This is a genomic window from Alcaligenes sp. GW821-FHT11D07 (assembly GCF_058808495.1).
The window spans coordinates 771,676-797,950 of record NZ_JBXART010000003.1; the positions used below are offsets into that span (position 1 = coordinate 771,676).

Sequence of the window (26,275 nt, forward strand, 5' to 3'; positions counted from 1 at the left end):
GCTTTACTCCTGTTCGGCCGTTACAAAGCGGGCCAGCGCCTGGCGCACCACATCTGGAGCCACCGCTTGCACCCTGGCATGGCCTAACTTATCCAGCAGTACAAAACGCAGCTGGCCGCCTTCATTTTTCTTGTCCACCTGCATCAGTTCCAGCCAGCGCTCGGCAGGCCATTGTGGCGGAGTGATGGGCGAGCCACTAGCCTGGACCAGAGCCTTGATACGGGCCACATCCTGCGCTGGCAGACCGCAAACCAAAGCAGACAATTCAGCCGCCATAATCATGCCGCAGCCCACGGCTTCACCGTGCAACCACTGGCCGTAGCCCATGCCGGACTCAATAGCGTGGCCAAACGTATGGCCAAAATTCAAAATGGCGCGCAGCCCGGATTCACGCTCGTCCTGAGACACGACCTCGGCCTTGACCTCGCAAGAGCGGCGGATCGCGTAGACGATCTGTTCTTGCTCCAGACCACGCATAGGGCCGATCTGCTCTTCACACCAGTTAAAAAAGTCCAGGTCGTAAATCATGCCGTACTTGATGACTTCGGCCAGACCCGCAGAAATTTCGCGGTCCGGCAGGGTCTTGAGGACTTCAGTGTCGATTTCAACGGCAATGGGCTGGTAGAAAGCACCCACCATATTCTTGCCCAGTGGATGGTTGATGGCGGTTTTGCCACCCACCGAGGAGTCCACCTGGGCCAGTAAAGTCGTAGGCACTTGCACAAAACGCACGCCACGCATGAAGCAGGCCGCTGCAAAACCAGCCATATCGCCAATCACGCCGCCACCCAAGGCGACGATCAGCGCCTTGCGGTCCAGATGAGCACCCAGCAAAGCGTCAAAGATCAGATTCAGAGATTCCCAGGTTTTATAGGCTTCGCCATCGGGCAGCTCAATCACATGGATAGGCTTGCCGCTTGCCGCCAGCGCCTCTTGCACAGGTTTCAGGTACAAGGCGGCCACCGTCGGGTTAGTGACAATCGCAATGGCAGACGTGTCGGCGGGTACCGTGCCTGCAAGCTGCGCCAGACGCCCTGCGGCGATATGGATGGGATACGCGCCACCCTGGGCGTCAACATGCACTACAGACATTTAGCAACCTCGTTCTTTCAACAGGGACAATAAATGGCGCACCGCATGATGGACCGGCGCCGAGCCAGTCTCAAAGCGGACATCTGCCACTTCTTCATAGAGGGGTTCGCGCGCTTGCAGCAGTTCCTGAATGCGGGCGCGGGGGTCCGCTGTTTGCAACAGCGGCCGGTTACGGTCTCGCGCAACGCGTCGGTAAAGCTCGTCTACCGTGGCGCACAAGTACACTACGATACCGCGATCCTTGATGATCTGGCGATTGGCCTCGGACAAAATTGCCCCGCCGCCCGTCGCCAGCACAATACCGGTCTGGCGCGAACAAATATCCAGCACCGCAGATTCGCGTTTGCGGAACCCTTGCTCACCTTCGAACTCAAAGATAGTGGCAACTCGCACACCGCTGCGCGCTTCCAGCTCGTGGTCCAGGTCCATAAACTCGCGTTTGAGTTCCCGCGCCAATTGACGACCAATGGTTGTTTTACCGGCTCCCATCATGCCCACCAAAATAATGGGTCGTGGGCCAGTCTGTTGTAAATGGAGCAGCTCGGCGTCTGATAAGGGATCAGGATGTTCTACAGGCATCAGCTCGGCGGGTAAAGAGTGGTTCATTTGTGTATTATCCCATTAGCCTTCCCTAAGCACAGTCCGCTTGCTAGTATTATTTTGTTACATTGATACTTAGTTTGAGGCCCAGTCCCGCTGCGTTTGGACTTTAAAATCAGCCCTAATGAGTTCTTCTTCCCGCTCCCCCAATTCAAAACCCGAGCAAAGCTCCGGTTCCTGGCTTGCCCGCCTCATCATCAAGACCTCGGTCTTCTTTGTGGGGCTTGGTTTGTGTGCCGTCCTGCTTGGGTCTTTGGCGCTGGCGCTTGCCTGGCCAAATCTGCCTGACCTAAGTGCCATGATCGATTACCGCCCCCGTGTGCCGCTGCGCATTTACACGGCGGACAAGGTGCTGATCGGTGAATTTGGTGAAGAACGCCGCAATGTGTTGCGTTTTGACGAAATTCCCGATGTCATGAAATCGGCCATTCTGGCCGCCGAAGACGACCGTTTCTATCAGCACGGTGGTATTGACTGGATGGGCGTAGGCCGTGCGGCCTTGGCCAACCTGACCCATATGTCCAAAACACAGGGGGCCAGTACGATCACCATGCAGGTAGCGCGTAACTTCTACCTGTCGTCAGAAAAGACCTATACGCGGAAATTCTACGAGCTGTTGCTGACCTTCAAGATTGAAGCGACCTTGTCAAAAGACCAGATTCTGGACTTGTACATGAACCAGATTTATCTGGGTCACCGGGCTTATGGTTTTGCTGCAGCGTCACGAACGTATTTAGGCAAGCAACTGGCCGAGATCACCACGGCGGAAGCAGCCATGCTGGCGGGTATCCCGAAAGCCCCTTCGCGCTTTAACCCGATTGCCAACTTTGAGCGTGCGAAAACCCGCCAAGGCTATGTGCTGGGCCGCATGCGCACACTGGGCTACATCACCGACCAGGAATACCAGGAAGCCCAAGCCCAGGAAATCGTTGTGAAATCGGCTTTGGGTACCCCTGCCGGTGGCTACGCCATCCACGGTGAGTACGCCGCTGAACTGGCCCGCCAATTGTTGTACGGCGTCTACCAGGACAATGTGTATTCGCGCGGTTTCAATATCTACACCACGATCAAGTCCACCGACCAGGAAGCCGCCTACCTGGCCGTGCGCAATGGTATTTTGGACTACACCCGCCGTGCGCCCTACACCGGCCCACAGGGTCAAGTAGAGCTGCCCGCCGGGATTGAAAACGATCATGCCCAACTGGACGCCATTCTGGACGATATGCAGGACAAGTACCCCGACACCGGCGATCTGCTGACTGGCGTGGTGCTGGATGCCAGCCCCAACCAGATTCGTGTGGCCCGTACCGCTCAGCAGATTATTGATGTCAATGACAAACGTGCCTTGAAGATCGTGGCGCGTGGTCTGGTCAACAATGCCAAAGCCGATGTGCGTATCCAGCGCGGTTCGGTTGTCTACCTGTTCCGCAACGGCGATTACTGGGAAGTGATCAATATGCCTGCGGTACAAGCGGCCTTTGTGTCGGTACGTCCGCAAGACGGTGCGATTCAAGCCATGGTGGGTGGTTTCCACTTCTCTGACGGGAAGTTCAACCGTGTAACCCAAGCCTGGCGTCAGCCCGGTTCGGCCTTCAAGCCCTTTATCTATGCTTCTTCGCTAGAGCGCGGCCTGACCCCTGCCACCCAGATTTCGGACGAACCCTTTGTCCTGACGGCTGCCCAGACAGGTTCCAAGCCCTGGACGCCCAAGAACTATGGCCGCACCTACGAACCCATGCTGACCATGCGTCAAGGCTTGTACAAGTCCAAAAACATGGTGTCCATCCGTATCATGCAGGCCGTCGGTCCGAAGTATGTGCAGGAATACGTCACCCGCTTTGGTTTCGACAAAGCACGTCAACCTGCCGTGCTGCCTTTGGCCCTGGGGGCTGGTAGTGTGACCCCGCTGCAAATGGCAGGTGCTTACTCGGTCTTTGCCAATGGCGGTTACCGCACTGAGCCCTATCTGATCGATTACGTCACCGACAGCACGGATAAAGTCATCATGCGTGCCAAGCCCATTGTGGCTGGCGATGCAGCAGCGCGCGCAATCGATGCCCGCACGGCTTACGTCATGAATGATTTACTGCGGGGTGTCGCCACTTCTGGTACCGGTGCTCGCGCCTCGCGTGAGCTGAAGCGCACAGACATCGGCGGCAAGACAGGTACCACCAACGACTCTCAAGACGCCTGGTTTGCCGGTTACACGCCTGATCTGGTCGGTATCGCCTGGATGGGCTTTGACAAGCCACGCAGCCTGGGTTCGGGTGAAACGGGCGGCGGTGCTTCCATGCCGATCTGGATCAATTACATGCGATCCGCGCTCAAAGACAAGCCTATCGTGCCTCCCGGCCCCGTGCCATCGGGTCTGTCACGCATTGATGGCGACTTCTACTTTGACGAATTCCCGCCCGGCCAAGCCATTGCCCGTGTAGGTCTGCCCGCCCCTGGCGACGGCAGCTTGCAACAAGGCGGCGAAGATCAAAACGATGGTATTGGCGATTTGCTGCGGCAACTGGACTCGGGGTCCGAGTCCTCAGGTGCCCAGACTCAGCCCTTCGTCCCCTTCTAAAACGTACTACCCCAACGCCGGCCTAGCCGGCGTTTTTTATGCTTTGCCCCTGCCAATGGCATAATGTTCTGCATTGTCCGCACTAGCTCAACACCATATGAATAAACTTCGCTCCTCCCGCCTGCTGGCCTTGCTGGCGCTTAGCGTTTTTCTTAGCGCTTGCGGCTATAAAGGCCCTCTGTACCATCCTCCTGCGCAGGAAGCAGCGGACGCCCAGACAGCACCACGCTGATTTCCGCCCCTGCTCGCTCAACCTTTGTTATTTGACGACACCATGACTGTTGCCCCTCACTTCCAATTCCAGAACAACACGCTGCACGCCGAGCAAGTTCCCTTGAACAAGTTGGCTGAAGAATTCGGCACCCCGCTGTATGTGTATTCCCGCCAAGCCTTGCGCGACGCCTGGGAGTCCTATCGCGTCGCCGGTCAGGACCGCAAGTTATTGGTGTGCTATGGCATGAAGGCCAATTCCAACCTGGCCATCTTGCAAGAATTTGCGCGCCTGGGTACGGGTTTTGACATTGTTTCGGGTGGTGAACTGGCCCGCGTCATTGCCGCCGGTGGTGACCCTGCCAAAGTGGTGTTCTCCGGTGTCGGCAAACAAGTCTGGGAAATCGAAGCGGCCCTGAAAGCGGGTGTGAAATGCTTTAACGTCGAATCAGAAGACGAGCTGGAGCGCGTTGCCCAGGTTGCAGAGCGCATGAAGGTGAAAGCACCTGTTTCCCTGCGCGTGAACCCGGACGTTGACGCCCGCACCCATCCCTACATTTCTACCGGCCTGAAAGACAATAAATTCGGCGTGCCTATCGAACAGGCTCCCCGCATTTACGCACGCGCTCAAGAGCTGCCCAGCCTGCACATCGTGGGTGTGGATTGCCACATTGGCTCGCAAATTACCGAAGTCAGCCCTTATCTGGATGCGCTGGACAAGCTGATCAAGCTGATCCTGGCCCTGAAAGAGCAAGGTGTGAACCTGACTCACCTGGATCTGGGTGGTGGCCTGGGTATTCGTTACACCGACGAAACGCTGGTCACGCCGACCCAACTGCTGACTGAAGTCTTTGCCGCTCTGGACAAGAACGGTCTGGACCATCTGGAAATCGTGCTGGAGCCAGGTCGCTCCATGGTCGGTAACGCCGGTGTATTGCTGAGCCGTGTGGAATACCTCAAGCATGGCGAGACCAAAAACTTCGCTATCATCGATGCTGCCATGAACGATTTGATCCGCCCCACCTTGTACGATGCCTGGCACAGCGTGGAAGCTGTAGAGCCTCGCCCGGTGACCGAGGACACCCCCCGCTATGATCTGGTTGGCCCTATCTGCGAAAGCGGGGACTGGCTGGCTCGCGATCGTCAGCTGGAACTGAAACAAGACGATTTAATCGCCATCATGTCCGCCGGTGCTTACGCTTTTACGATGGCCAGCCAATACAACACGCGCCCGCGTGCAGCTGAAATCCTGGTTGATGGTGAACAAGTCCATTTGATCCGCCCGCGTGAAACGCTGGAAAGTTTGTTTGCCACCGAACGATTGCTGCCCTGATCCCTGGCAGGAATACAAGTAACAACCATTCAGCCTTAAAGAACTCTCGAATCTGACCGTAAAACAGGCCGGGACTGTCATGCCATCAGCAGGCATAGCAGTTCCGGCCTGTTGCGTCCTAGCCGGGAAAGCACAGATTTCGCTGTCAGTGGCCAGACAGTTCGATGGTAAGCGCTGGAGGCTGTACCACCATCATGACCACCCCAGGGATACCGACACACGGCTTTGAGCCTGTTACCTCGGCCAGCGAGCGTCTGATTCGCGGCTTAAGTCTTTACGTCATCCCTTTGTTTCTGATCGTGCTCACAATATGGGCACTGTTGTTCCTGCCTAACCGCTATCCCACCGCCCCCGGCCAAAGTTTGAGCGTGCAGGCACTGGCCAGCCAGCAAGAGCATGCGGATCCAGAGTTACTGACGCAGTTAGAAAGCGCCCCTGCCCGGCCTCGGCTGCACTTGAGCGAGCCCCATTGGCTATTGCTCAATATCCCCGATACGCAGTTGCAGTCAGAACAAGTCCTGCACTTTCCAGCCTCCCCGGTTTCATCGCTGCAGTGTGAAGATGCCCATACAGGGCAGGCTCTGCGCAAGAGCGAGCTTGACCCTCCCACGCCCTTATCCCCCGCTCCCGTCAAAAGCTTCACGCTGGAACTGGGCAAAGACAAACCAGCCACCACCATTTTGTGCCGTGTCGAGACCTCTCGCCCCACCCTGCTCCAGGCACAGCTTTGGGCCAGCTCCGACATCACGAACTCCTCCATTCGACTTAGCCGTGGCATAGGGCTGCTGGAAGGTGGTTTGCTGACAATGGCCATGTTCATGCTGGTTCTGGCCGCCACCAACCGTGCCTGGATTTACCTGCTGCTGGCCGTCTGGCTCATTGGTAACCTGCGTTTGGGCTCGATGGCCATGGGTTGGGATACGCAGTGGCTGGGGCAAATCCTGCCCACGCAGTACATGCCCATACTGCGCCAGGTGACCATCGTCTGTTATTTCATCCTGAGCTACTCGCTGTTCACCGTATTGCTGGGCAATTCCATCACGACAGCCCGCCTGCAGCGTTTACTGCCCACGGTAGGCATACTGGGCCTGGCCCTATTGCCCGTGTCCTTGCTGGCCCCGCCCAGCGTGTTCCAGCCCATCATGTGGCTCAGCACCATCTATGCTCTGTGCTGCGTCTCTGCCGTCTTGCTATCCATCTTGCTGCACACCCGCTCACGCATTTTGCTATGGCAACTGGTGCTCTTGAGCATGGCCCTGTGCATGCTGATCTCGGCCATCTTCCTGGTGACTTTCGGGCGCTCCAGCTTTGTTGAGAACTTCAACGGGGTAATCGCCTTTTTGCTATCCAATCTGATGGTGGCTCTGGCGGTGGGCGAACGTCTGCGTGAAGACCGCAGCGAGTCCCTGCGAGCCCGCAACGAATTGATGGCGCACTATTTGCTGACTCCGGTGGGGATGTTCACCCTGAACGAGTCCGGCGTGTTTATGCGTATCAGCCCCATGCTGAGCCGCATGCTCAACATCGAGGACGACCCGGGCGAGAACACCATCTACTGGACCGACTTCTTCCCGGAACAAGACTGGAAAGCCGTCGCTGAAAGCACCCAGAATGGTCAGGACGTCACCATTACCCGCTACGACACCCAAGAGCAGCCCTGCCAATTTGCACTGCGAGTTGCCATCGTCAACCAGTCCATTGAAGGCTCTCTGCAAGACATCACCGCTCGTGCGGAAACCTACCGCCAGTTGCGCCTGATGGCCGACAACGACCCGGTCACCAACGTCCTGAACCAACGCGGTATCGAAAAAGCCCTGGATGGCCTGCTTAACCGCAGTCAAGACGACAAGCCTTGTCTGTTGGCCTACCTGGATCTGAACCACATCAAATACGTTAACGGCACCTTCGGCCATTCCTCTGGCGATGCCCTGCTGTTGAAAGTATGCGAGCAGCTGGAATCTGTCCTGCGCAGCAAAGACAAAATTGGCCGCATTGGTAGCGACGAATTCGTCATCATTTTTGAAGACTGCGAACCGGATCAAGCCCGGGTACTGGCCAATAGCGTACTGGAATCGCTGAACAAAACCCCGCTGCTGGCAGGCAACCGCAGCTTTAACCTGCGCAGCACACTGGGGCTGGTTGAAGTGTCCGCAGGCATGGCTCCCCAAGAGGCTATCTCCGCTGCCAGCCGGGCAGCCCGCGATGCCCGCCGCCTGCATCAAGACATGATCATCTATGAGCAGGACTCCAATGCCCTGCAAGAACACGCCGAAGAACTGCGTTTGTTTGAAGAGCTGGAAGGCGGGTCCTCCGGCGCTCTATATCTGGAAATGCAGCCCATCGCGGCCCTGCGCCGCCCTCTGGACAGTCTGAACTTCGAAGCCCTGCTGCGCGTACGGGACTCCTCCGGCCAATTGATCCCCACAGGCCGCATCATTGCCGCAGCCGAAGAAAGCGGCACCATCACCATCATCGACAAATGGGTGTTCTCCGCCACCTTGGAGTGGATGTCCAAACACGAAGCTCAACTGGCGAAAACCCAATGGGTCACGATCAACCTGAGCGGCGTGTCCCTGAACGACGACACCTTCATCGAATGGCTGTTCAGCATCCTGGCCCGCTTCCAGCACCTGGCACGCAGACTGTGCGTAGAAATCACTGAAGGCGTGGCGCTGGACGACTTGGAGCACACCCGCAACTTCATGCGCCGCTTGCAGCAAATGGGCGTGCGTATTGCACTGGACGATTTTGGAGCCGGCTACACCTCCTTCTCCTACCTACGAGAACTGCCTGCTGACGCCATCAAAATCGACGGCGCTCTGATTTGCGACATGCTCAAAAAAGAAACCAACGTAGCCATCGTTCGCACCATCGTCGAACTGGCCAACAATTTGGGCATGATCAGCATCGCAGAATGGGTAGAAGACGTGCCCACCTTAAAAGCCCTGCAAGAACTGGGCGTGGACTACGTACAAGGCTTCATCATCTCCAAAGCCTGTACCCCGGCAGACCTGCTCAAAGCAGGTGCCATCACCGATCTAGTGCACGACGAAGCAGCCCGACAATTCCTGCTGGACTCCCAAGACAAGTTCCCGCCAGCCATGTAAGAAAGATGCTCACCCAAGGCCCCCAGAGGGTCTTGGTGGCGGCCCACAAACCGCCAACCACCCCAAGGACAGTTCACATCCCAAATGCGACTGGCAGGCCCTACGAGCCTCCCGAGACCTTGGACACGAGCTCCTGAACAAGACATTCACCCGCCTGCTCCGTTTACCAGTTGCCTTCTACGCGGCAGATGCTGCACAAACGATCAGGGTAGAAAGTGCCTCTGACCGTCCTCTCCAGTACAAAGATCACTACTCCAGCCCCACAACCCCCATCAACATCACAGCAGTAAATCCATCCGCGCATCTGAACGAGGCATAGGTAACAGCCAGCCCGGACTTGCACCTCAGAGCAGATACAGCATTAATCACCAACCCAGCTCCACTTAGAAATGAAGAAGCCTGTAGAGCTGGCGGATAACTAAACACTGTGAGCAGCTGGTGTGCGCGACAGAGTGCCGGGGTGATTCAGAGTGACAGCCATAAAAAAAACCCGAGTCCGGCATCCAGCCAAACTCGGGTTTTCCATTCTCAAGCAAATATTCTGAAACCAAGCTACCAGCCTCAGAACAACAAAAAACTTACAGTTCCCCGTAGGAATGCAGCCCCGACAAGAACATATTCACGCCCAGGAACGCAAAGCTAGTAATCAGCAAGCCACCCAGCGCCCAGTACGCCGCCATCGTGCCGCGCAGGCCCTTCAGCAAACGCAAGTGCAACCACGCCGCATAGTTCAGCCACACGATCAGGGCCCATGTCTCCTTAGGGTCCCACTGCCAGTACGTACCCCAGGCATCCGCTGCCCACAAAGCACCCAGCACCGTTGCAACCGTAAAGAATGCAAAGCCCACCGCAATCGCGCGGTACATAATGTCGTCCAGCACTTCCAAGGACGGCAGCTTGCGAGAAATCGGGCCACGGAAGTACAGAATCGTACCCACGATCACACTACCAATACCGAAATACAGCATCCAGGTCGGCGACAACTCACGCGAGCCAAAAATCATGGGCTCTGCACACAGAATTGCACCCAGCAAGAACACCGGGATCAGCTTGGCACGAGAACGCGTTTCGCCATTTTCCTTGACCAGATAGGCAAAGCCCACCATTGCCGCCAAGGAGAACGTGCCGTAACCAATAAAGTTGGCCGGAACGTGCAGCTTCATCCACCAGCTTTTCAGAGCCGGCACCAAAGGCTGAATCTGATGCGCATCACGCGTGAACGAATACCACAGCAGAAAAATAACCAACGAGCTGATGGCCAGCAGCACAAAACCGCCCAAGGCACGCGTGTTGTAACGGCGCTCGTAGTACAGATAGAACAACGCGGTAATCAGCGCCAGCAGTACAAACACTTCATACAGATTACTGACTGGAATATGGCCAATATCCGGCCCCAGCAAGTGACCTTCGCGCCAGCGCACCAGCAAACCCGTCGTACCAGCAAAAACAGCGGCCCAAGTCAGGCCTGAACCCATCCAGGCGGCGGTATTGCTGAAAAAACCAGCCCAGTACATGACGGTAGCCAGAATAAACAGCGCGCACATCCACAAAATAGCGGACTGAGACGAGAACAAATACTTGAGCAGGAAAACCGTATCGGCCTTTTCAATATCGCCGGTGCTCAAACCATCGCCAGTGCTGTAAAGCCAAACCGCCAGTAGGGCCGTCAAACCACAGGCCACCGTAAGAGTGCGCAGCGGACGCCAGAGCCAACCCAGCCAAGTCACAAAAGGCACGAACGCCACCAGAATGATCTTCTCGTAGTAATCCATGCTGGTGCTATACGCATTGAGCGCATACGCTGCGCCTAAAGCCAACAGCACCAGATACAACACATCCGACCAATTCGGACGGCCACGGATACCGCGCCGGTCACCACTGGAAGCGATATTGTCTTGCCACATTGTTGGGGTGGCCGAAGAAAGGGTCTGCGCCATAGCTACACCTTGTCAGACAGATAGCCGGTTGAAAGCCGTTTTGAGGCGATCAAACTCGAGGTTAAAGTCCAAGTTGCGACGTTGAGAGGTCATGGCAGCCATCAAGCTGCTGCCCTGGTTGTGGGGCCGAATCCAGACCCACACACGGCGATCCCGGATATAGAACATCGAGAACACGCCAATAATCAAAAACAGGCAACCCAGATACACAATGTACATGCCGGGGCTACGCGCCACCTGAAATACACTGGCCTGAACCTGCTCGAAACTGCCCAGGGTCAACATGACCGGAGCAGGGTAATCAGGCAGGTTGGCAAAGGCCAGAACGGCAGACTGAATCCAGCGATTCGCATCGCTATTTTCCTGGCTGTAATCCAGTTCTGGCAAGCCTTGTTGCTGGCGTACCAAATCACGCAATTCACTCAGTGTGAACTGAATCATGGGAATCGCAAAGCCCAAAATACGTTCGCGTTCGGCCTCAGGCACGCGGCTGATCAAGCCATCAAAACCCGAGCTCACAAAAGCCTGCAAGGCCGTCTTGGACGCCGAGAGCATCAGCTCTTTTTGTTCGGGCGAAGAAGAATTACGTTCGGCAAAGCGCTCGGCAGCCTGGTTGACCAAAGCCTGATCCTGAGTTGCCGCACGCAAATCCATGAATTCTTTCAAAGAGCCCTTCTCGTCAGCGGGCAAGCGCACGTAGCGGAAAGGCTCAGCGGCGGAAAAACGCATGCCAGCCAGGAAAACCAAAGTGCCATCCAGCTCAACCGGCAACATGTAGTTCACAAACTCGCGGGACTGGCCTTGCTCGTCAATCAGGCGGTAATTCACGCTGGGACCGACGTTCTTCAAATGCTGGTCTTTCTTGCTGGCAGCACTGCCGGTGACTGCGGCCACGTGTTCAATCATGGCCTTGGGCTGAGGATCACCTTCGGACAGATTTTCCACGTTGATGGGGCGCAGTTCGGTCAGTTGCACCGTCAAGGGCTGGGAGGTCGGGCTTTCCTTGGCCGTAATTCCCAAACTTTCGCCCACCGTGCCATTCACCTCGAAAGGCTCGGAACTACGGCCCACCAGCGGGTAGCCACGCAAGTTCAAGCGGCTGCCACCATCATCAAAACCAGACTGATAAACGGTGACGCCTTTGTAGCGCAGAGGTTCATTGACCTCGATCGTGCGCTCGAAGGTGTGGCCCGTTACAGGATCGGTAACCTCGACCTCGCTCTTGAAGCTGCTGGGCATGCCGGTGGAGTAGTACTCCACCAAAAAGCGCTTCAATTCCAAAGCGAAGGGCAAAGGCTGAATCAAGACGCCTTCACCGGAGTTAATCACGGCCGTTGCCGTTCGGGCACCTTCAGGCACCAGCATATTGGCGCGAAAGCTGGGATTGCCCAAGCCCAGTCGCCCGGAATCAGGCACCTGGGAAATCAACATGTTTTCAGTAATGGGCTGCTTGGCGCCCAACCAGACTTGCAGGCGCACAGGCAATTCGCTGTCGAGCAAGCCGCCCACACAAATCACCACAATCGCCAAGTGCGCAAAAATGTAGCCCAGCTTGTTGGCACTGCCTTTTTTGGCCGCCATCATCATGCTGCCGTCATCATCCTGGCGCACACGTACCGCATAGCCCTGGGCCTGTAACCATCCCTGGACCTGTTCGCGGCTATGTTCCGGTGCACCCGCGCTTTCCAGCTCGACGCGATGCGGAAAGGCTTTCAGGCTGCCGCCACGCACATGTTCTTTGAACGTGCGCATTTCGCGGATCATCTTGGGAGCATTGCGAATGACGCACAGGGTCGTGGAGACGACCAGAAACGCCATGATGACCATGAACCATCCACTGTTGTAGACGGACCAGATCGAGAAATGATCGAACAACTCAAACCAGTACGGTCCAAATTGATCAATATACGTATTGGCGGGCTGATTTTGCGCCAGAACAGTACCGATCAGACTCGCTACGCAGATGAACATCAGCAAGCTGATGGCAAAGCGCATAGAGCCGAGCAATTCCAGGAAATCAGCCGCAAAGCGACGTACAGGGGATACTTTTTTCACAAAGGCTTGCTTAGGAGGTGGGGGGTTTCACCGGAAACATCCAGACCTGGGGCGCAGAACGCGCACAAAGTGTGATCGCTGGACAACATACCAACCCGAAACCCGGCCCAGATCGGCACTGCCCGTTGTTTAGGCACCCAAACCGCCACGACCTTCAGGAAGCTGGGGCCAAAGCGACTATCAGGCTTTAGACAGTCAGGGGGCCATTGGCCCCCTTTGACTGATTAACGCAGGCCGGCTGCGAAATCTGACACAGCAGAGATGTCGGAGTCCGACATGCGGTCAGCGATGTCATGCATCATAGGACCATTGGCACGGTCACCACTGCGGAACAGTTTGAGCTGCTCTGCGATGTAGGCAGGATGCTGACCTGCCAGACGTGGATACTGACCGGGCATACCAGCGCCATCAGGCGAGTGGCAAGCGGCACAGGCAGCAACACCACGCTCGGGCAGACCGCCACGCCAGATCTTCTGGCCGCGTTCCATCGTGTCTTCTTTGCTGGCGTTAGCAGCCTGGTCCCAATCCACTGTCTGTTGAGACAGGTAAAGAGCCACGTTCTGCATATCTTCATCGGTCATGCCAGCGGCAATCGCGGTCATCAGGCTGTTGGCACCTTCAGGGCCACGGCGCAATGGCACGGACTTTTCGTCTTTGGCACGGAAGTCATGCAATTGCTTGACCAGGTACTCGTAAGGCTGGTGAGCCAGGGACGGGTTCACCGGAATAATACTGTTGCCGCCATCCCCGTGACAGGTCACACAGGCCAGCACGCCACGCGACATCTCACCTTGCAGGTAGAGCTGCTCGCCTTTGGCGGCATCGGGCTTAGGCAGACCGGCTGCATTGGCCACGTTAGCGGTAAAAACCACAGAGCAAGCCATCGTCAGGCTGCTTGCGATAACGACTCGGGAAAGCGCACGCTTCATTTGGACCTCGATAATCGCGAATCAATCGGGGTGCCGCATGCGCCCCGCAAAAGCCACCGTAACCCGCTGGTCAGTACCCAGTGGAATACGACATTACTGTTTCAAATCGAGAGATTATACAATAGGCGCTGAACCAATATGGAATTACGCTGCAACCATGTCGATACTGCACCGCGCTCACTTCACGATTTCAGCTGCTCAGATCGATCAGCTGCCTCCTCCCGGACCTCCAGAGGTCTGCTTTGTGGGGCGCTCCAATGCGGGCAAATCCTCCGCCATCAATGTGCTGGCCAACCAACGAAAACTGGCTTTTTCCAGTAAAACGCCGGGTCGAACACGTCTGATCAATATGTTCGGTATCCCCGACCCGCTCTCGCCGGGCGACTTTTTGGGCCATCTGGTGGACTTGCCCGGCTACGGCTATGCCGCTGTCGCCCGCCACGAACGCCAGGACTGGGCTGAGATCCTGGGCGACTACCTGGTCACCCGCCCCTCTATTGCCGGCATTGTGCTGCTGGTCGATATCCGGCGTGGCGTCACAGATCTGGATCAACGTCTAGCCCAATGGATCGCACCCACCGGAAAGCCTGTACTGGCGCTTTTGACCAAAGCCGACAAACTGCCTTATGGTCAACGCATCAAGGCTGTGGCCGAGGTCCGTCGCCAATTGAAAGAAATTGGCGCTTTGCACACTCTGCCCTTCTCCTCCACCGATCGTATCGGCCTGCCCGAGGCCACTGAATACATCGAAAACTGGATTTCTCCGAAGGTTGTTCCATGACCCGTTTTATTCCTCCTGCCGACTTTCCCAATACGCGCTTGCGTCGTAACCGCCGCGATGAATTTTCCCGTCGTCTGGTACGTGAAAACCGTCTGTCCACAGACGATCTGATCTATCCGGTCTTTGTGCGTGAAGGCGAGAAGGTTAAGGAACAAGTGGGCTCCATGCCTGGCGTCATGCGCTATTCACCCGACGAGCTCATGCGCGTGGCCGAACAATGTGTGGAACTGGGCATCCCTGTGCTGTCCCTGTTTCCCTCCATTGACCCGTCCCTGAAAACGCCGGATGGCAGCGAAGCGGCCAACCCGAACGGCCTGATTCCACGCGTGGTGGCCATGCTCAAGCAGCAATTCCCGGAACTGGGTGTGCTGACGGATGTGGCATTGGACCCGTACACCAGCCACGGTCAGGACGGCATTCTGGACGAGGCCGGCCACATCCTGAACGAAGAAACGGTTGCCATGCTGATTCGTCAGGCTCAAACCCAGGCCCAGTCTGGCGTAGACATCGTGGCGCCCAGCGACATGATGGATGGCCGTATCGGCTCTATTCGCGCTGCACTGGACAAGGAGCAGTTCATCCACACCCGCATCATGGCTTACTCGGCCAAGTACGCCAGCGCCTTCTACGGCCCCTTCCGTGACGCCGTGGGCTCGGCCGCCAACCTGGGGCGTTCCAACAAGAACACCTACCAGATGGACCCGGCCAACCGTAATGAAGCGCTGCGCGAAGTAGCCGCTGACATCCGTGAAGGTGCGGATATGGTCATGGTGAAACCCGGCCTGCCTTACCTGGACATCCTGCGCGACGTAAAAGACGCCTTTGGCATGCCCACTTACGCCTACCAAGTCAGTGGCGAATACGCGATGATCAAAGCTGCTGCGCAAAACGGCTGGCTGGATCACGACAAAGTCATGATGGAATCCCTGCTGGCCTTCAAACGGGCTGGCGGTGACGGCATTCTGACCTATTTCGCCATCGAAGCTGCCACCTTGATGCGCGAACAGAACTCCTGATTCACATCAATCAGAACGCAAAAAACGCAGCCCGTGAGCTGCGTTTTTTGTTGCTTGTAAACGACGATCTACCCGCAGTTAGACGCCATTAGCGTCCATATCATCTGATTCGGGGTTTAAGCACCAGCCAAAACCTCATCCAGCACCTTGGAAAAGCGTGTTGCGTCCTGGAATCCAATCACACGCAGCTGCTCCAGTTGTTGCCCCTTGGAATCAAAAAACATGATGCCGGGAGGCCCGAATAAACGGAAATGCTTGAGCAGCTCCCGGTCCTCCGGTGTGTTGTCCGTCACATCAACCTGCAGCAATTCGAACTGCGCCATGCGTTGCGCTACGGACGGATCACTGAAGGTGAAGTTTTCCATTTCGATGCAAGAAACGCACCAGTCAGCGTAGAAATCCAGCATCACAGGACGCGTAGCTTGCGCCAAACGCTGCTCCAATTCTGCCAAGGTCTTCACGCGTTCGAACTCCACCTTGCTTTGCGCCGCAGCGACCGTGCCAGCAGACTTCAGGCCCTCCAAGGGACGGATGACACCGGGACGGCCTAGCGCAATTCCGACCAGCATCATGATGGCCCACGCAGCCAGCAAAACACCCACACCTTGTCGCAAGCCCGACCAAGGCGTGCGCTCCGCCGTGCCGCGCCCGAAAGCGCCCAGCAAGGCAGCAGACCACAGCGCTAGGATCACCCAGCCGAACACAGCAATCGTGCCAGACATCAAAGGCGACACCATCCACCACGCAGTGGCCAGCAGCAAGACACCAAAAGCGGTTTTAACGCTTTCCATCCAGGCGCCTGCTTTGGGCAAGACCTTGCCAGAACCGGCACCGACCACCAGCAAGAGCACGCCAGAGCCCCAGGCCAAGGCAAACAGCGCCGAACCGCCCAGCACCACGTCGCCCGTCTGAGAGATAAACAGCAGCACACCCGCCAAAGGCGCGGCCACGCAAGGCCCCACAATCAATGCAGACAGCATTCCCATCAAGAACACCCCGCCCCATCGACCACCGGGCAGGCGGTTCATTCTGTCATTCAGACGGGTCTGCAAACCAGCTGGAGCCTGCAGCGTAAAGACATCCAGCATGGACAAGGCCAGCAGCACCAGAATCAGCGCGAACAGACCCAATACCCAAGGATTTTGCAGCCAGCTGGCCAAGCCAGCACCCAGCAGACCGGCGGCCACACCCAATAAGGTGTAGACCAAGGACAAACCCAGCACGAAAGCAAAGGCCATCTTCAAACCATGCCAACGCGAGGGAGCAGGCTGGTTACGGCCTGCAATGATAGAGAGCAGGATAGGCACCATCGGCAGGACGCAAGGCGTAAAGGACAGCAGCAAACCGAACACAAAGCTCAGCAGCACAATCTGGCCCCAACCCGCTTCTTTCAGGTAATCCGCCAAACCCACATCGCTCAGGCTCAATGCCGACGCCATCCCGCCTGTCTCGGGCGCCGTCACCGCAGCGCCTGTGTCGGATTTCGGTTCAACCGCGTTTTGCCCTGGAGCCGGTACAGACACCACACCAAACGGTCCGGCCACCTCCCAACCTTGTCCGGTCGGGATCAAGGTGAGTGTTTGCGTAGAGGGGGAATAACACAAACCAGCATCCGCGCAGCCCTGGCTGACCACATCAATCTTCAGATCCTGACCAATGGAACTATCTGCCAGAACCGGGACCCGCAGGGTGACTGAATGTCGGTAAACCTCCATGACCTCATCAAAGGTTGGGTCATAGACCTTTTCACCATCCGGAAACTGGGGAGTCCCCAGATGCTCAGATTTGGCTGTCGAAAAGTCAAAGCGCTTGCGATACATATAGTATTCGGGCGCAATCTGGAAATGAATATCCAGTTGATCGGGCGCACTCATGGCCGCGGTCAGCACAAATGCCTGCTCCGGGTCCAGAAACTCCTCTTCAGCGTGGGCAGCCAAAGGGGCCGCCGCAAGCCAAGCCAGCATTAAAACAAAGAAGAAGGAAAAAAAGGCGCTGATAGGCCGCACGAAAAACGGAGAACGCTTCAAAGACAAAGACACAAATCTATTCCAGTTTTGTAGGCTTAACTATCTGAATCAGGTGGGCTGCGTCTGGGTTCGTACCCAATCCAGATAGGCGGTGAAACCACCAACCACAGGAAGAACAATCAGTTCAGGCAGTTCGTATGGATGCTGCTGTCGCAAGCGATCTGCCAGTTCCGGTAGCCGGGCCACTGTGGTCTTGAAAGTCAGCGTAATTTCCTCGTCGCCTTGTAACTCCCCCTGCCACATGTACATAGACAAACTACTTGGCGCAAGGTTCGCGCAGGCAACAATTCCGTCTTCAACTAAATGATGCGCCAGATATTTGGCCAGCATCATATCGGGTGCAGTGGTCTGCACAAGCACCAATTGCTGCGCATCCAGATCGGGCACAGTCACAGCAAGTTTGGGTTTGGAACTGGAGAGACTATCAGACATGCAGGGCTCCTAATCAGAGCCCCTAGTGTAGCGCCGGAAATCCGGGCTTAGAGCGTCGCACGTGATCGACTCTGACCGCTCAAGGTCTCGGAAGGTCGTTCGCCGTAGTAACGTCGGTAGTCCGCAGAAAACTGGCCTAAATGAGTAAAGCCACAAGCCAGGGCAATTTGCGTGACCGACACGCCACCCTTTAGCAAATATTGCCGTGCAGCCTCCAAGCGCATCTGTTTCAAGCGCGCCATGGGTGCAACGCCTAGATGCTCCCGAAACCCGGCATACAGACTGCGTACACTAACGCCCGCCGCCTGAGCGATATCGCCAATCGTGATGGTTTGGCTGGCCTGGCTTTCCATATAGTCCAGGGCTCGCCTCAACACATGCGGCAAGGCCGGCGCCGTTTTTTGGGCCGGTTGATTATGTTGGTGCAGCTCAAACAAGGCATAGATCAAGGTCTGCTCAAACTGGCGTACCTGACGAGCCTGATCAAACAAGGTGCCATCGGACACTTCGGCAAACTGCCAATCCAGCAGTCGACGCAAGCTGGCACCGCCGGGCTCATCCAGAGGAATGGAAGGCTGAAACTCCAGCGGTCCTCGCAAGGGCTGCGCAAAATAGTCTTGGTAATGCCGTTCCAGACCCTGACGCCCAATACGCACGAACAGCTTATCGGCCTCCAGGCTATGTTCCATGCTGAAGGCCTGGGTGGGACTAATAATGGAGGCCAAGCGCGACGTGGACGCAAAGCGGCCATGCGCTGTATGGATTTGCTCTTGTCCCGACAAAGGAATTTGCAACAGGTAAAAGTCGTCCAGCGGCTGGGGCTCTATTTGCACCTGAGCGCCATAGCGCAAGCGGCCATATGCCACATCCTGGCCTTGACGCAGGAACAGACGAGCGTCCAGACGCTGACGCGTATCCGCCAAGGTCAGGCGGTGCGGACAGAAAACCTGGGAGATGTAGTGCTGAACGCAGTCCACATCCTGCGAATGCAGCTGGGCATAGCGATTCAGTATGGTGGTCATGAGCGTCGCGATAAGCGATAAAAAAAGCTGTGCCCTAGTGTGGCACAGCCTCCCGCACTGCAACATCGAGACTATCCCTAGGCCGGCTTACAGCAAATCCACACGCCGACCAAAGGTGCCTGAACCAAGGGCTTACTGTCCTTGGAAACGGCCGAACCGTCCCTGCCAATACAGCAAGGGTGAATCCTGCTCCTCTTGCGCATGGTGCACTTGCAGCACACGCCCCAACACCAAGGCGTGACTGTGACGCTCGATCACTTCCACAATCTGGCAGGCCAAAGCAGCGGGTGCCTGACGTGCCAACCAGATGCCATGCTCAGTACGCAGCCAATCGTGACCCGCGTAACGGGCCTCGCCTTGCTCACCTTTAAAGCCTGCAAACTGCAAAGCAAGCTCAGCCTGCTCCACGCCCAGAATATTCACTCCGAAAACGCCACTATCACGCATCAAAGGCCAGGACGAGGAACTTTGGTTGACACACACCAGCACCTCGGCCGGATCGGCGGCCACTGAAGTGACGGAGGTTGCCGTCAAGCCGCTACGCTGGCCTTGATGTTCCACCGTAATTACATTGGCCGTACCGCCCAGATGGCGCATGGCCAACTTGAACTGCTCGGCAGAAACTCCCGGCGCTTGGTCCGTCGGCAAGGAAGCCAATTCCACAGGCATGATTCACCTTTTCTAATCGTATTGGGCAGCAAGGCCATAACAACCCAGCTGCCTGCTTGGCTCACGTGCACTGACTACCCCCCAGGATAGCCAGCGTATCCCTCTCTTAGCGGATACCACGTTGCTGCAACAAAGGCAGCACAGTATCACGGAAATACGGGAACTCTTTCACATAGTCCACAAAGGACAAGGTTGTTCCCCGAAAGCCCGCGGCATGCAAGGCACACAAGCCATCCGCAACTTGTTCCGGTGTGCCCACCAGCGGGAACCCGCCGTGACCGGCCGCCATGCGCTCGCGAATCTGCTCCAGCAGCTCATGCGGGAACGAGTGTGCATGGGCAAACTGCAAACGCATCAGATTGTCCACAGCACCATTGTCGATATTGTTCATAATGCGTTCCCACTCTGCCTTGGCTTGCGCTTCGGTAGGACGGCACACCACGTGCGAGAAGGTCATCACATCAACCTTGCGACCTGACGCTTCACCTTGAGCTTTCAGCTCGGCCACTTCTTTCTTGGAACGGTCCAGCTCCATGGCAGGCGTGAACAAGAAGTTGGCATTGCGGCTGGCAAACTCGCGGCCCTGGCCAGAGCCTGCCGCGTTAAAGATAGGCGGATCGAATTCGGGGCGCGGATTTCCATACACACCTTTGGCCTGGAAATATTTGCCGTCCCAGTCAAAGCGGCCATCGTGGTGCCAGATCTTCTTGATGAAATCGAACCATTCCTGGGCATAGCCATAACGGGTTTCATGGTCGTCAGGCAGTGTCACTCCCAAGGCGTCGTATTCCGGCTTGTTCCAGCCCGCCACAATGTTCAGACCCACCCGGTTGCCGCTCATATGCGCCATAGTGGCAATCTGTTTAGCGACCACCACGGGATGGTTGGCAACGGTGTGCACAGTGGCAAACACGCTGATATTGCGAGTGTTCGCCAGCAAGGCAGTGGCCCAAGTAACGGTTTCCAGCACGTAGCCGTGAAAGTCAGTTTCGCCGCCGTAACCGATCCAACGCGCAATAGGCAGCATGAAATCGATACCGGCATCGTCCAGCAACTTGCCCAACTTCAAATTGTTTTCCCACGTTGCCTGCCAACGGTCTGGCAAGGTGGATACCGTCATACCGCCACCACAGTTGGTGGCAAAGGTGCCCAGCAAAAACTTGTCGTGTGTGAGCAATGTATTCTGTGCCATCGCCAGTCTCCTGAAAATCGTCGTTCTTTGCGGGTCGCCACCATAGCGAACCTGACATAGCGCAGATTTTAGGGATCAGTATGGACGCCCACTATCGAATCACTGCTGGCTTTATCAATAACCTGCAATTATTTGAACTTTAAAGCGATGCGAATTAGTCGGCCTAGTAAAAACCCTTACATAACAGAGCCTTGCCTCGCTATTTTGTTTGTTTTTAGCCTGCAAAGTATCGCACTCTGTGCCATGAGTTTGCAGACAGGATTGCGAAGTAAGGCTCTAGTTTCCGATAGGTTCGGATTTCTGCTAAGGCTACTCCGAACAGCGGCCATTAGCTCAATGCGGCTAAGATTTCGGCCACAAAAAAACGGACTCAAAAGAGTCCGTTTTCAGTACTACGGTAGAAACAAGCGGCGCTTATTCAGCAGCGGCTTCTTCCTGAGCTTCTGGACGATCAACCAGTTCCATGAATGCCATAGGAGCGTTATCGCCCTGACGGAAACCCATTTTCAGAACACGGGTGTAACCACCGTTGCGCTCTTGGTAGCGTGGGCCAATAACTTCAAACAGCTTGGTAACTGCATCGCGGTCGCGCAGACGGGCGAAAGCCAGACGACGGTTTGCCAAGGTTGGGTTTTTAGCCAAAGTGATCAGGGGCTCAACAACACGACGCAGCTCTTTAGCTTTAGGCAGCGTGGTTTTGATGGCTTCGTGAGTCAGCAGGGACACGGACATGTTGCGGAACATGGCCAGACGGTGGCTGCTGGTACGATTCAGTTTACGTAAACCGTGACGGTGACGCATGATGATTTTCCTAAATAATGAATCTAATTGGCACGCCGCTTATGCGACATGCGTTAATCCGGTTCTTCTATCAGCTAGGCTGCGGACCAGATGGACAGCTCAAAACAATAGCATATTTTCAGCCGCCGCTGACACTGTTTTCAGGTGCAAAACACCTAAAAAAGTGTAAACGGCGTCTGGAAACTACGGTCTTGCTTACTACTTATGGACGCTCAAGACCCAGTGGTGGCCAGTTTTCGAGCTTCATGCCCAAAGTCAGACCACGTGCAGCCAACACTTCCTTGATTTCGTTCAAGGACTTGCGGCCCAGGTTTGGTGTCTTCAACAGTTCGTTTTCGGTACGCTGGATCAGATCGCCGATGTAGTAGATATTTTCGGCTTTCAGGCAGTTTGCGGAACGAACAGTCAATTCCAGATCGTCGACAGGACGCAGCAACACGGGGTCGATCTGTGGAGCGCCACGCACTGGGGCTTCGTAGGCATCGCCCACACCTTCCAGAGCGGCAAACACAGAGATCTGATCCATCAGGATGCGAGCGGACTGGCGAACTGCTTCCTCGGGCGAGATCACGCCGTTGGTTTCAATGTCCAGAACCAGCTTGTCCAGGTCAGTGCGCTGTTCAACACGGGCGTTTTCAACCGCGTAGCTGACACGACGCACAGGGCTGTAAGACGCATCCAGAACGATACGACCGATCGTGTGGGTGCGGTCATCAGCCAGAGCACGTACGTTACCAGGCACGTAGCCACGGCCTTGCTCAACCTTGATCTGCATTTCCAGCTTGCCGTCATCGGTCAAGGTGGCAATCACATGATTGGGGTTGATGATTTCAACGTCGTGCGGCAATTCGATGTCGCTGGCCAAAACTTGACCGGCGCCTTCTTTGCGCAAAATCAGGGTGACTTCTTCACGGCTGTGCAGCTTGAATACCACGCCCTTCAGGTTCATCAAGATATCAACCACGTCCTCACCCACACCAGGCAGGGTGGAGTACTCGTGCACCACACCGGTGATCTGCACTTCAGTCGGTGCATAGCCGGTCATGGAGGACAGCAAGATACGACGCAGTGCGTTGCCCAGAGTGTGGCCGTAGCCGCGCTCGAAAGGCTCCATGATCACCTTGGCGTGATTTTTGCTGATTGGTTCGACTTCAATGGAACGGGGTTTCAAAAAACCTTGAGACATTCGATTTCCTTTTCAATACCCTCGGCTCGTTACACCGATAAGGCTGACGGAAACTGGCTAAGCCAGCGGGAAAGTATCGCAAAGCCCACTTGCCGAAAAACGGGAAGTGGGCTTGGCTTTACTGCATTGTATAAGCGGTCTTCGCGTAGAAAATTAACGCGAGTACAACTCAACAACCAGCGATTCGTTGACGTCTTGAGCGACATCTGCACGATCAGGAGCTTGCTTGAACACGCCGGACAGCTTGGCAGCGTCAACTTCAACCCACTGAGGCAAGCCAATACCAGTAGCCAGATCCAGGGATTCCTTGATACGGCCTTGGGATTTTGCTTTTTCGCGGACGGAAACAACGTCGCCAGCTTTGATCAGCATGGAAGCGATGTCAGCGGTGTGACCGTTGACTTCGATAGCGCGGTGGTTAACCAGCTGACGAGCTTCGGCGCGTGTAGAGCCAAAACCCATGCGGTAAACCACGTTGTCCAGACGCGACTCCAACAACTGAATCAGCGTTTCACCGGTGTTGCCACGGCGGCGGTCAGCTTCAACGTAGTATTTACGGAATTGCTTTTCCAGCACGCCGTACATACGCTTGAGCTTTTGCTTTTCGCGCAGCTGCAGACCGAAGTCAGACGTACGGGCACCGGAGGTGCGGCCGTGCTGACCAGGACGCGATTCCAGTTTGCACTTGGAATCCAGCGAGCGACGGGCGCTCTTCAAAAACAGATCAGTACCCTCGCGGCGCGAGAGTTTGCACTTTGGTCCAATATAACGAGCCACTTTGCTTCCCCTTAGATGCGACGACGCTTGGGCGGACGGCAGCCGTTATGCGGAACCGGTGTGATGTCTGCAATGCTGGTAATTTTGATACCCAGAGCATTCAGAGCACGCACAGACGATTCACGGCCGGGACCGGGGCCCTTGATGCGAACTTCAAGATTTTTAATACCGTATTCCATGGCAGTACGGCCGGCTGTTTCAGCGGCAACCTGCGCGGCAAACGGCGTGGATTTGCGAGAGCCTTTAAAGCCCGCGCCACCCGACGTAGCCCAGGACAACGCGTTGCCCTGACGGTCAGTAATGGTGATGATCGTGTTGTTAAAAGAAGCGTGGACGTGAGCAATCCCGTCCGACACGCTTTTTTTGACTTTCTTGCGTGCGCGTGAAGCGCTGCTAGAAGCTTTGGCCATCTTCTATTCCTCGATTATTTCTTCAGGGACGCGGCGGCGCGACGCGGACCTTTACGGGTGCGAGCGTTGGTGCGTGTACGTTGGCCGCGCACTGGCAGACCACGACGATGACGCATGCCGCGGTAAGTTCCCAAGTCAGCCAAACGCTTGATCGAGAGCTGAACTTCACGACGCAGGTCACCTTCTACGGTGAACAGGCCGATCTGTTCGCGAATGCGCTCGAGTTCCGCGTCGGTCAGATCTTTGACTTTCTTGGAGTATTCAATGCCCGACGCTTCGCAAATTTTGCGTGCGCGGGTGCGACCGATGCCGAAAATCGCGGTAAGACCGATTTCGGCGTGTTGATGCGGCGGGATATTGATGCCGGCAATACGGGCCATGGTTATTCCTTGTTAAATCGGTTGCGTTTCGGCAACTTAGCCTTGACGCTGCTTATGACGTGGATCGGTGCAAATGACACGCACCACGCCATGACGTTTAATGATTTTGCAGTTGCGGCAGATCCGCTTTACTGATGCCATTACCTTCATGGGTTTGACTCCTAGGTTTCCTGTAACCGGCCGCTTATTTGGAGCGGAACACAATTCGTGCGCGGGATAGATCATAGGGCGTGAGCTCCACAGTGACCTTATCGCCCGGCAGAATCCGGATATAGTGCATACGCATTTTGCCTGAAATATATCCGAGCACTACGTGCCCATTTTCCAGCTTGACGCGAAAAGTTGCGTTGGGAAGGTTCTCAAGAACCTGTCCCTGCATTTGAATGACGTCGTCCTTTGCCATTTTCGTGAATTACCGCATCGGCAAGCTCGAGCCTTTGAAGTTAGCCTTCTTGAGCAGCGAGTCGTATTGTTGTGACATGACATAGGCCTGGGCCTGCGCCATGAAGTCCATGGTTACTACAACAATAATCAGCAAGGATGTGCCGCCAAAATAAAACGGTACATTCCAGCGCATTTGCAAGAACTCTGGTACCAAACACACCAAGGTAATGTAGATCGCACCGGCCAGGGTCAAACGCATCAAAATCTTGTCGATATAACGCGCTGTCTGATCGCCGGGACGGATACCTGGCACGAAGGCCCCACTCTTTTTCAGGTTGTCTGCAGTTTCGCGGCTGTTAAACACCAGGGCCGTGTAGAAAAAGCAGAACAAGATGATCAGCGCGGAGAACAAAGTAATGTAAAGCGGCTGACGCGGTGACAAAGCAGCCTCGATTTCACGCAGCCAACCCAAACCGGGCGTGCTGGAGAACCAATTAGCAATTGTCGCTGGCAACAGAATAATGGACGAAGCGAAGATCGGAGGGATCACGCCAGCCATGTTCAGTTTCAGCGGCAAATGCGAGCTTTGACCACCATAAATACGATTGCCTACTTGCCGTTTGGCGTAGTTAACCGTGATACGACGCTGACCACGCTCGACAAAGACGACGAAGTACGTGACGGCGGCTACTAAAACGAGGATAAACAGTGCCGATAGAATCGACATGGAATCCGTACGCACCAGATCAAGCATGCCGCCCAAAGCATTAGGCAGACCCGCTACGATACCGGCGAAGATCAGAATGGAAATACCATTACCCAACCCCCGTTCAGTGATCTGTTCACCCAGCCACATGACGAACATGGTGCCAGTGACCAGTGTTACCACTGTCGTGAAGCGAAACAGCATCCCGGGGTCAATGACTAGACCGGGTTGTGATTCTAGAGCGATGGAGATCCCAACTCCCTGGAACAAGGCCAAAAAGACCGTTCCGTAACGGGTGTATTGCGTGATCTTGCGACGACCCGACTCACCCTCTTTCTTGATTGCTTCCAGCGTGGGCACCACTGCGGTCATCAATTGCATAATGATGGACGCAGAGATGTAGGGCATGATTCCCAGTGCGAACACTGAGAATCGCTCCAAAGCACCACCGGAGAACATATTAAACAAACCCAGAATACCACTCTGGTTTTGAGTAAACAGTTCGGACAAGGCATCTGGATTGATGCCTGGTACCGGAATGTGCGTACCCAAGCGGTAGACAATCAGGGCGAGCAACAGGAAAACGAGACGACGTTTCAAATCGCCGTAGCGCGGACCCGACTTACTCTGTGCCTGAGCTTTTGCCACCGTGACCCC

Annotated in this window: 24 protein-coding genes; 6 read left to right on the forward strand and 18 right to left on the reverse strand. The window is 55.7% G+C overall.

The annotated features are described in order from the left end of the window. Positions 1 to 3: 3 nt before the first annotated feature. Together aroB and AC1RSM_RS16560 are read right to left on the reverse strand one after the other, a co-directional pair. Positions 4 to 1,092, reverse strand: coding sequence for a 3-dehydroquinate synthase (aroB, locus tag AC1RSM_RS16555; protein WP_492933664.1), 1,089 nt, complete (start codon positions 1,090 to 1,092; stop codon positions 4 to 6). Beyond that, positions 1,093 to 1,698 carry a shikimate kinase gene (locus AC1RSM_RS16560; protein WP_492933665.1) on the reverse strand — a complete coding sequence of 202 codons (606 nt, stop codon included), beginning with the start codon at positions 1,696 to 1,698 and terminating at the stop codon, positions 1,093 to 1,095. A gap of 118 nt (positions 1,699 to 1,816) precedes the next feature. Between AC1RSM_RS16560 and AC1RSM_RS16565 the strand changes: the two genes are divergently transcribed. The 4 genes from AC1RSM_RS16565 (at position 1,817) to AC1RSM_RS16580 (ending at position 8,914) form a co-directional block, all read left to right on the forward strand. Further along, complete coding sequence (locus AC1RSM_RS16565; protein WP_492933666.1) at positions 1,817 to 4,264, forward strand: penicillin-binding protein 1A; 2,448 nt, start codon at positions 1,817 to 1,819, stop codon at positions 4,262 to 4,264. A 97-nt stretch (positions 4,265 to 4,361) separates the two neighbouring features. Next, positions 4,362 to 4,496 carry an LPS translocon maturation chaperone LptM gene (lptM, locus tag AC1RSM_RS16570; protein ID WP_080655585.1) on the forward strand — a complete coding sequence of 45 codons (135 nt, stop codon included), beginning with the start codon at positions 4,362 to 4,364 and terminating at the stop codon, positions 4,494 to 4,496. Positions 4,497 to 4,538: 42 nt separating this feature from the next. Next, positions 4,539 to 5,807, forward strand: coding sequence for a diaminopimelate decarboxylase (gene lysA / locus AC1RSM_RS16575; RefSeq protein ID WP_492933667.1), 1,269 nt, complete (start codon positions 4,539 to 4,541; stop codon positions 5,805 to 5,807). A gap of 194 nt (positions 5,808 to 6,001) precedes the next feature. Then, positions 6,002 to 8,914: an EAL domain-containing protein gene (locus AC1RSM_RS16580; RefSeq protein ID WP_492933668.1), complete on the forward strand. Its 2,913-nt coding sequence runs from the start codon at positions 6,002 to 6,004 to the stop codon at positions 8,912 to 8,914. Positions 8,915 to 9,492: 578 nt separating this feature from the next. Here AC1RSM_RS16580 and ccsB read toward each other — a convergent pair. From ccsB to AC1RSM_RS16595, 3 genes are all read right to left on the reverse strand, one after another. Then, a complete protein-coding gene (gene ccsB, locus AC1RSM_RS16585) occupies positions 9,493 to 10,851 on the reverse strand; it encodes a c-type cytochrome biogenesis protein CcsB (protein ID WP_492933669.1) in 1,359 nt (452 codons plus the stop codon). 12 nt (positions 10,852 to 10,863) lie between these two features. Then, positions 10,864 to 12,906, reverse strand: a complete 2,043-nt coding sequence (locus AC1RSM_RS16590) for a cytochrome c biogenesis protein ResB (RefSeq protein ID WP_492933670.1) — start codon at positions 12,904 to 12,906, stop codon at positions 10,864 to 10,866. Positions 12,907 to 13,130: 224 nt separating this feature from the next. Continuing rightward, positions 13,131 to 13,835: a c-type cytochrome gene (locus tag AC1RSM_RS16595; RefSeq protein WP_492933671.1), complete on the reverse strand. Its 705-nt coding sequence runs from the start codon at positions 13,833 to 13,835 to the stop codon at positions 13,131 to 13,133. A gap of 157 nt (positions 13,836 to 13,992) precedes the next feature. On the opposite strand from AC1RSM_RS16595, the gene yihA reads away from it, so the two are divergent. Continuing rightward, complete coding sequence (yihA, locus tag AC1RSM_RS16600) at positions 13,993 to 14,616, forward strand: ribosome biogenesis GTP-binding protein YihA/YsxC (protein ID WP_492933672.1); 624 nt, start codon at positions 13,993 to 13,995, stop codon at positions 14,614 to 14,616. Next, entirely contained in the window at positions 14,613 to 15,632 is a 1,020-nt protein-coding gene (gene hemB, locus AC1RSM_RS16605) for a porphobilinogen synthase (protein ID WP_492933673.1), read from the forward strand. The genes yihA and hemB overlap by 4 nt, the downstream gene beginning before the upstream one ends. A gap of 116 nt (positions 15,633 to 15,748) precedes the next feature. On the opposite strand, the gene dsbD is transcribed toward hemB, so the two are convergent. The 13 genes from dsbD to secY all read right to left on the reverse strand — a co-directional run bounded on the left by dsbD (position 15,749) and on the right by secY (position 26,266). Continuing rightward, entirely contained in the window at positions 15,749 to 17,671 is a 1,923-nt protein-coding gene (gene dsbD / locus AC1RSM_RS16610; RefSeq protein ID WP_492933674.1) for a protein-disulfide reductase DsbD, read from the reverse strand. A 36-nt stretch (positions 17,672 to 17,707) separates the two neighbouring features. Further along, on the reverse strand, positions 17,708 to 18,091 hold the full coding sequence (gene cutA, locus AC1RSM_RS16615; RefSeq protein ID WP_492933675.1) for a divalent-cation tolerance protein CutA: 384 nt from the start codon (positions 18,089 to 18,091) through the stop codon (positions 17,708 to 17,710). Positions 18,092 to 18,138: 47 nt separating this feature from the next. After that, a complete protein-coding gene (locus AC1RSM_RS16620) occupies positions 18,139 to 19,113 on the reverse strand; it encodes an AraC family transcriptional regulator (RefSeq protein ID WP_492933676.1) in 975 nt (324 codons plus the stop codon). Positions 19,114 to 19,245: 132 nt separating this feature from the next. Next, positions 19,246 to 19,782 (reverse strand): flavin reductase family protein, encoded by a 537-nt coding sequence (locus AC1RSM_RS16625; protein ID WP_492933677.1) that lies wholly within the window; start codon positions 19,780 to 19,782, stop codon positions 19,246 to 19,248. Between the two features lie 106 nt (positions 19,783 to 19,888). Further along, positions 19,889 to 20,974, reverse strand: coding sequence for an LLM class flavin-dependent oxidoreductase (locus AC1RSM_RS16630; protein WP_492933678.1), 1,086 nt, complete (start codon positions 20,972 to 20,974; stop codon positions 19,889 to 19,891). A 414-nt stretch (positions 20,975 to 21,388) separates the two neighbouring features. After that, on the reverse strand, positions 21,389 to 21,775 hold the full coding sequence (gene rplQ, locus AC1RSM_RS16635) for a 50S ribosomal protein L17 (RefSeq protein ID WP_189392886.1): 387 nt from the start codon (positions 21,773 to 21,775) through the stop codon (positions 21,389 to 21,391). A 202-nt stretch (positions 21,776 to 21,977) separates the two neighbouring features. Next, positions 21,978 to 22,961 carry a DNA-directed RNA polymerase subunit alpha gene (locus AC1RSM_RS16640; RefSeq protein ID WP_003805337.1) on the reverse strand — a complete coding sequence of 328 codons (984 nt, stop codon included), beginning with the start codon at positions 22,959 to 22,961 and terminating at the stop codon, positions 21,978 to 21,980. Positions 22,962 to 23,114: 153 nt separating this feature from the next. Continuing rightward, positions 23,115 to 23,738 (reverse strand): 30S ribosomal protein S4, encoded by a 624-nt coding sequence (rpsD, locus tag AC1RSM_RS16645; RefSeq protein WP_153231430.1) that lies wholly within the window; start codon positions 23,736 to 23,738, stop codon positions 23,115 to 23,117. Positions 23,739 to 23,749: 11 nt separating this feature from the next. After that, positions 23,750 to 24,148 carry a 30S ribosomal protein S11 gene (gene rpsK, locus AC1RSM_RS16650; protein WP_003805343.1) on the reverse strand — a complete coding sequence of 133 codons (399 nt, stop codon included), beginning with the start codon at positions 24,146 to 24,148 and terminating at the stop codon, positions 23,750 to 23,752. Positions 24,149 to 24,162: 14 nt separating this feature from the next. Then, positions 24,163 to 24,528 carry a 30S ribosomal protein S13 gene (gene rpsM / locus AC1RSM_RS16655; RefSeq protein WP_003805346.1) on the reverse strand — a complete coding sequence of 122 codons (366 nt, stop codon included), beginning with the start codon at positions 24,526 to 24,528 and terminating at the stop codon, positions 24,163 to 24,165. Positions 24,529 to 24,564: 36 nt separating this feature from the next. Beyond that, positions 24,565 to 24,678 carry a 50S ribosomal protein L36 gene (gene rpmJ / locus AC1RSM_RS16660; protein WP_003805360.1) on the reverse strand — a complete coding sequence of 38 codons (114 nt, stop codon included), beginning with the start codon at positions 24,676 to 24,678 and terminating at the stop codon, positions 24,565 to 24,567. A 34-nt stretch (positions 24,679 to 24,712) separates the two neighbouring features. Further along, positions 24,713 to 24,931, reverse strand: coding sequence for a translation initiation factor IF-1 (gene infA / locus AC1RSM_RS16665; protein WP_003805361.1), 219 nt, complete (start codon positions 24,929 to 24,931; stop codon positions 24,713 to 24,715). A gap of 9 nt (positions 24,932 to 24,940) precedes the next feature. Next, complete coding sequence (gene secY, locus AC1RSM_RS16670; protein ID WP_003805363.1) at positions 24,941 to 26,266, reverse strand: preprotein translocase subunit SecY; 1,326 nt, start codon at positions 26,264 to 26,266, stop codon at positions 24,941 to 24,943. Positions 26,267 to 26,275 lie beyond the last annotated feature (9 nt).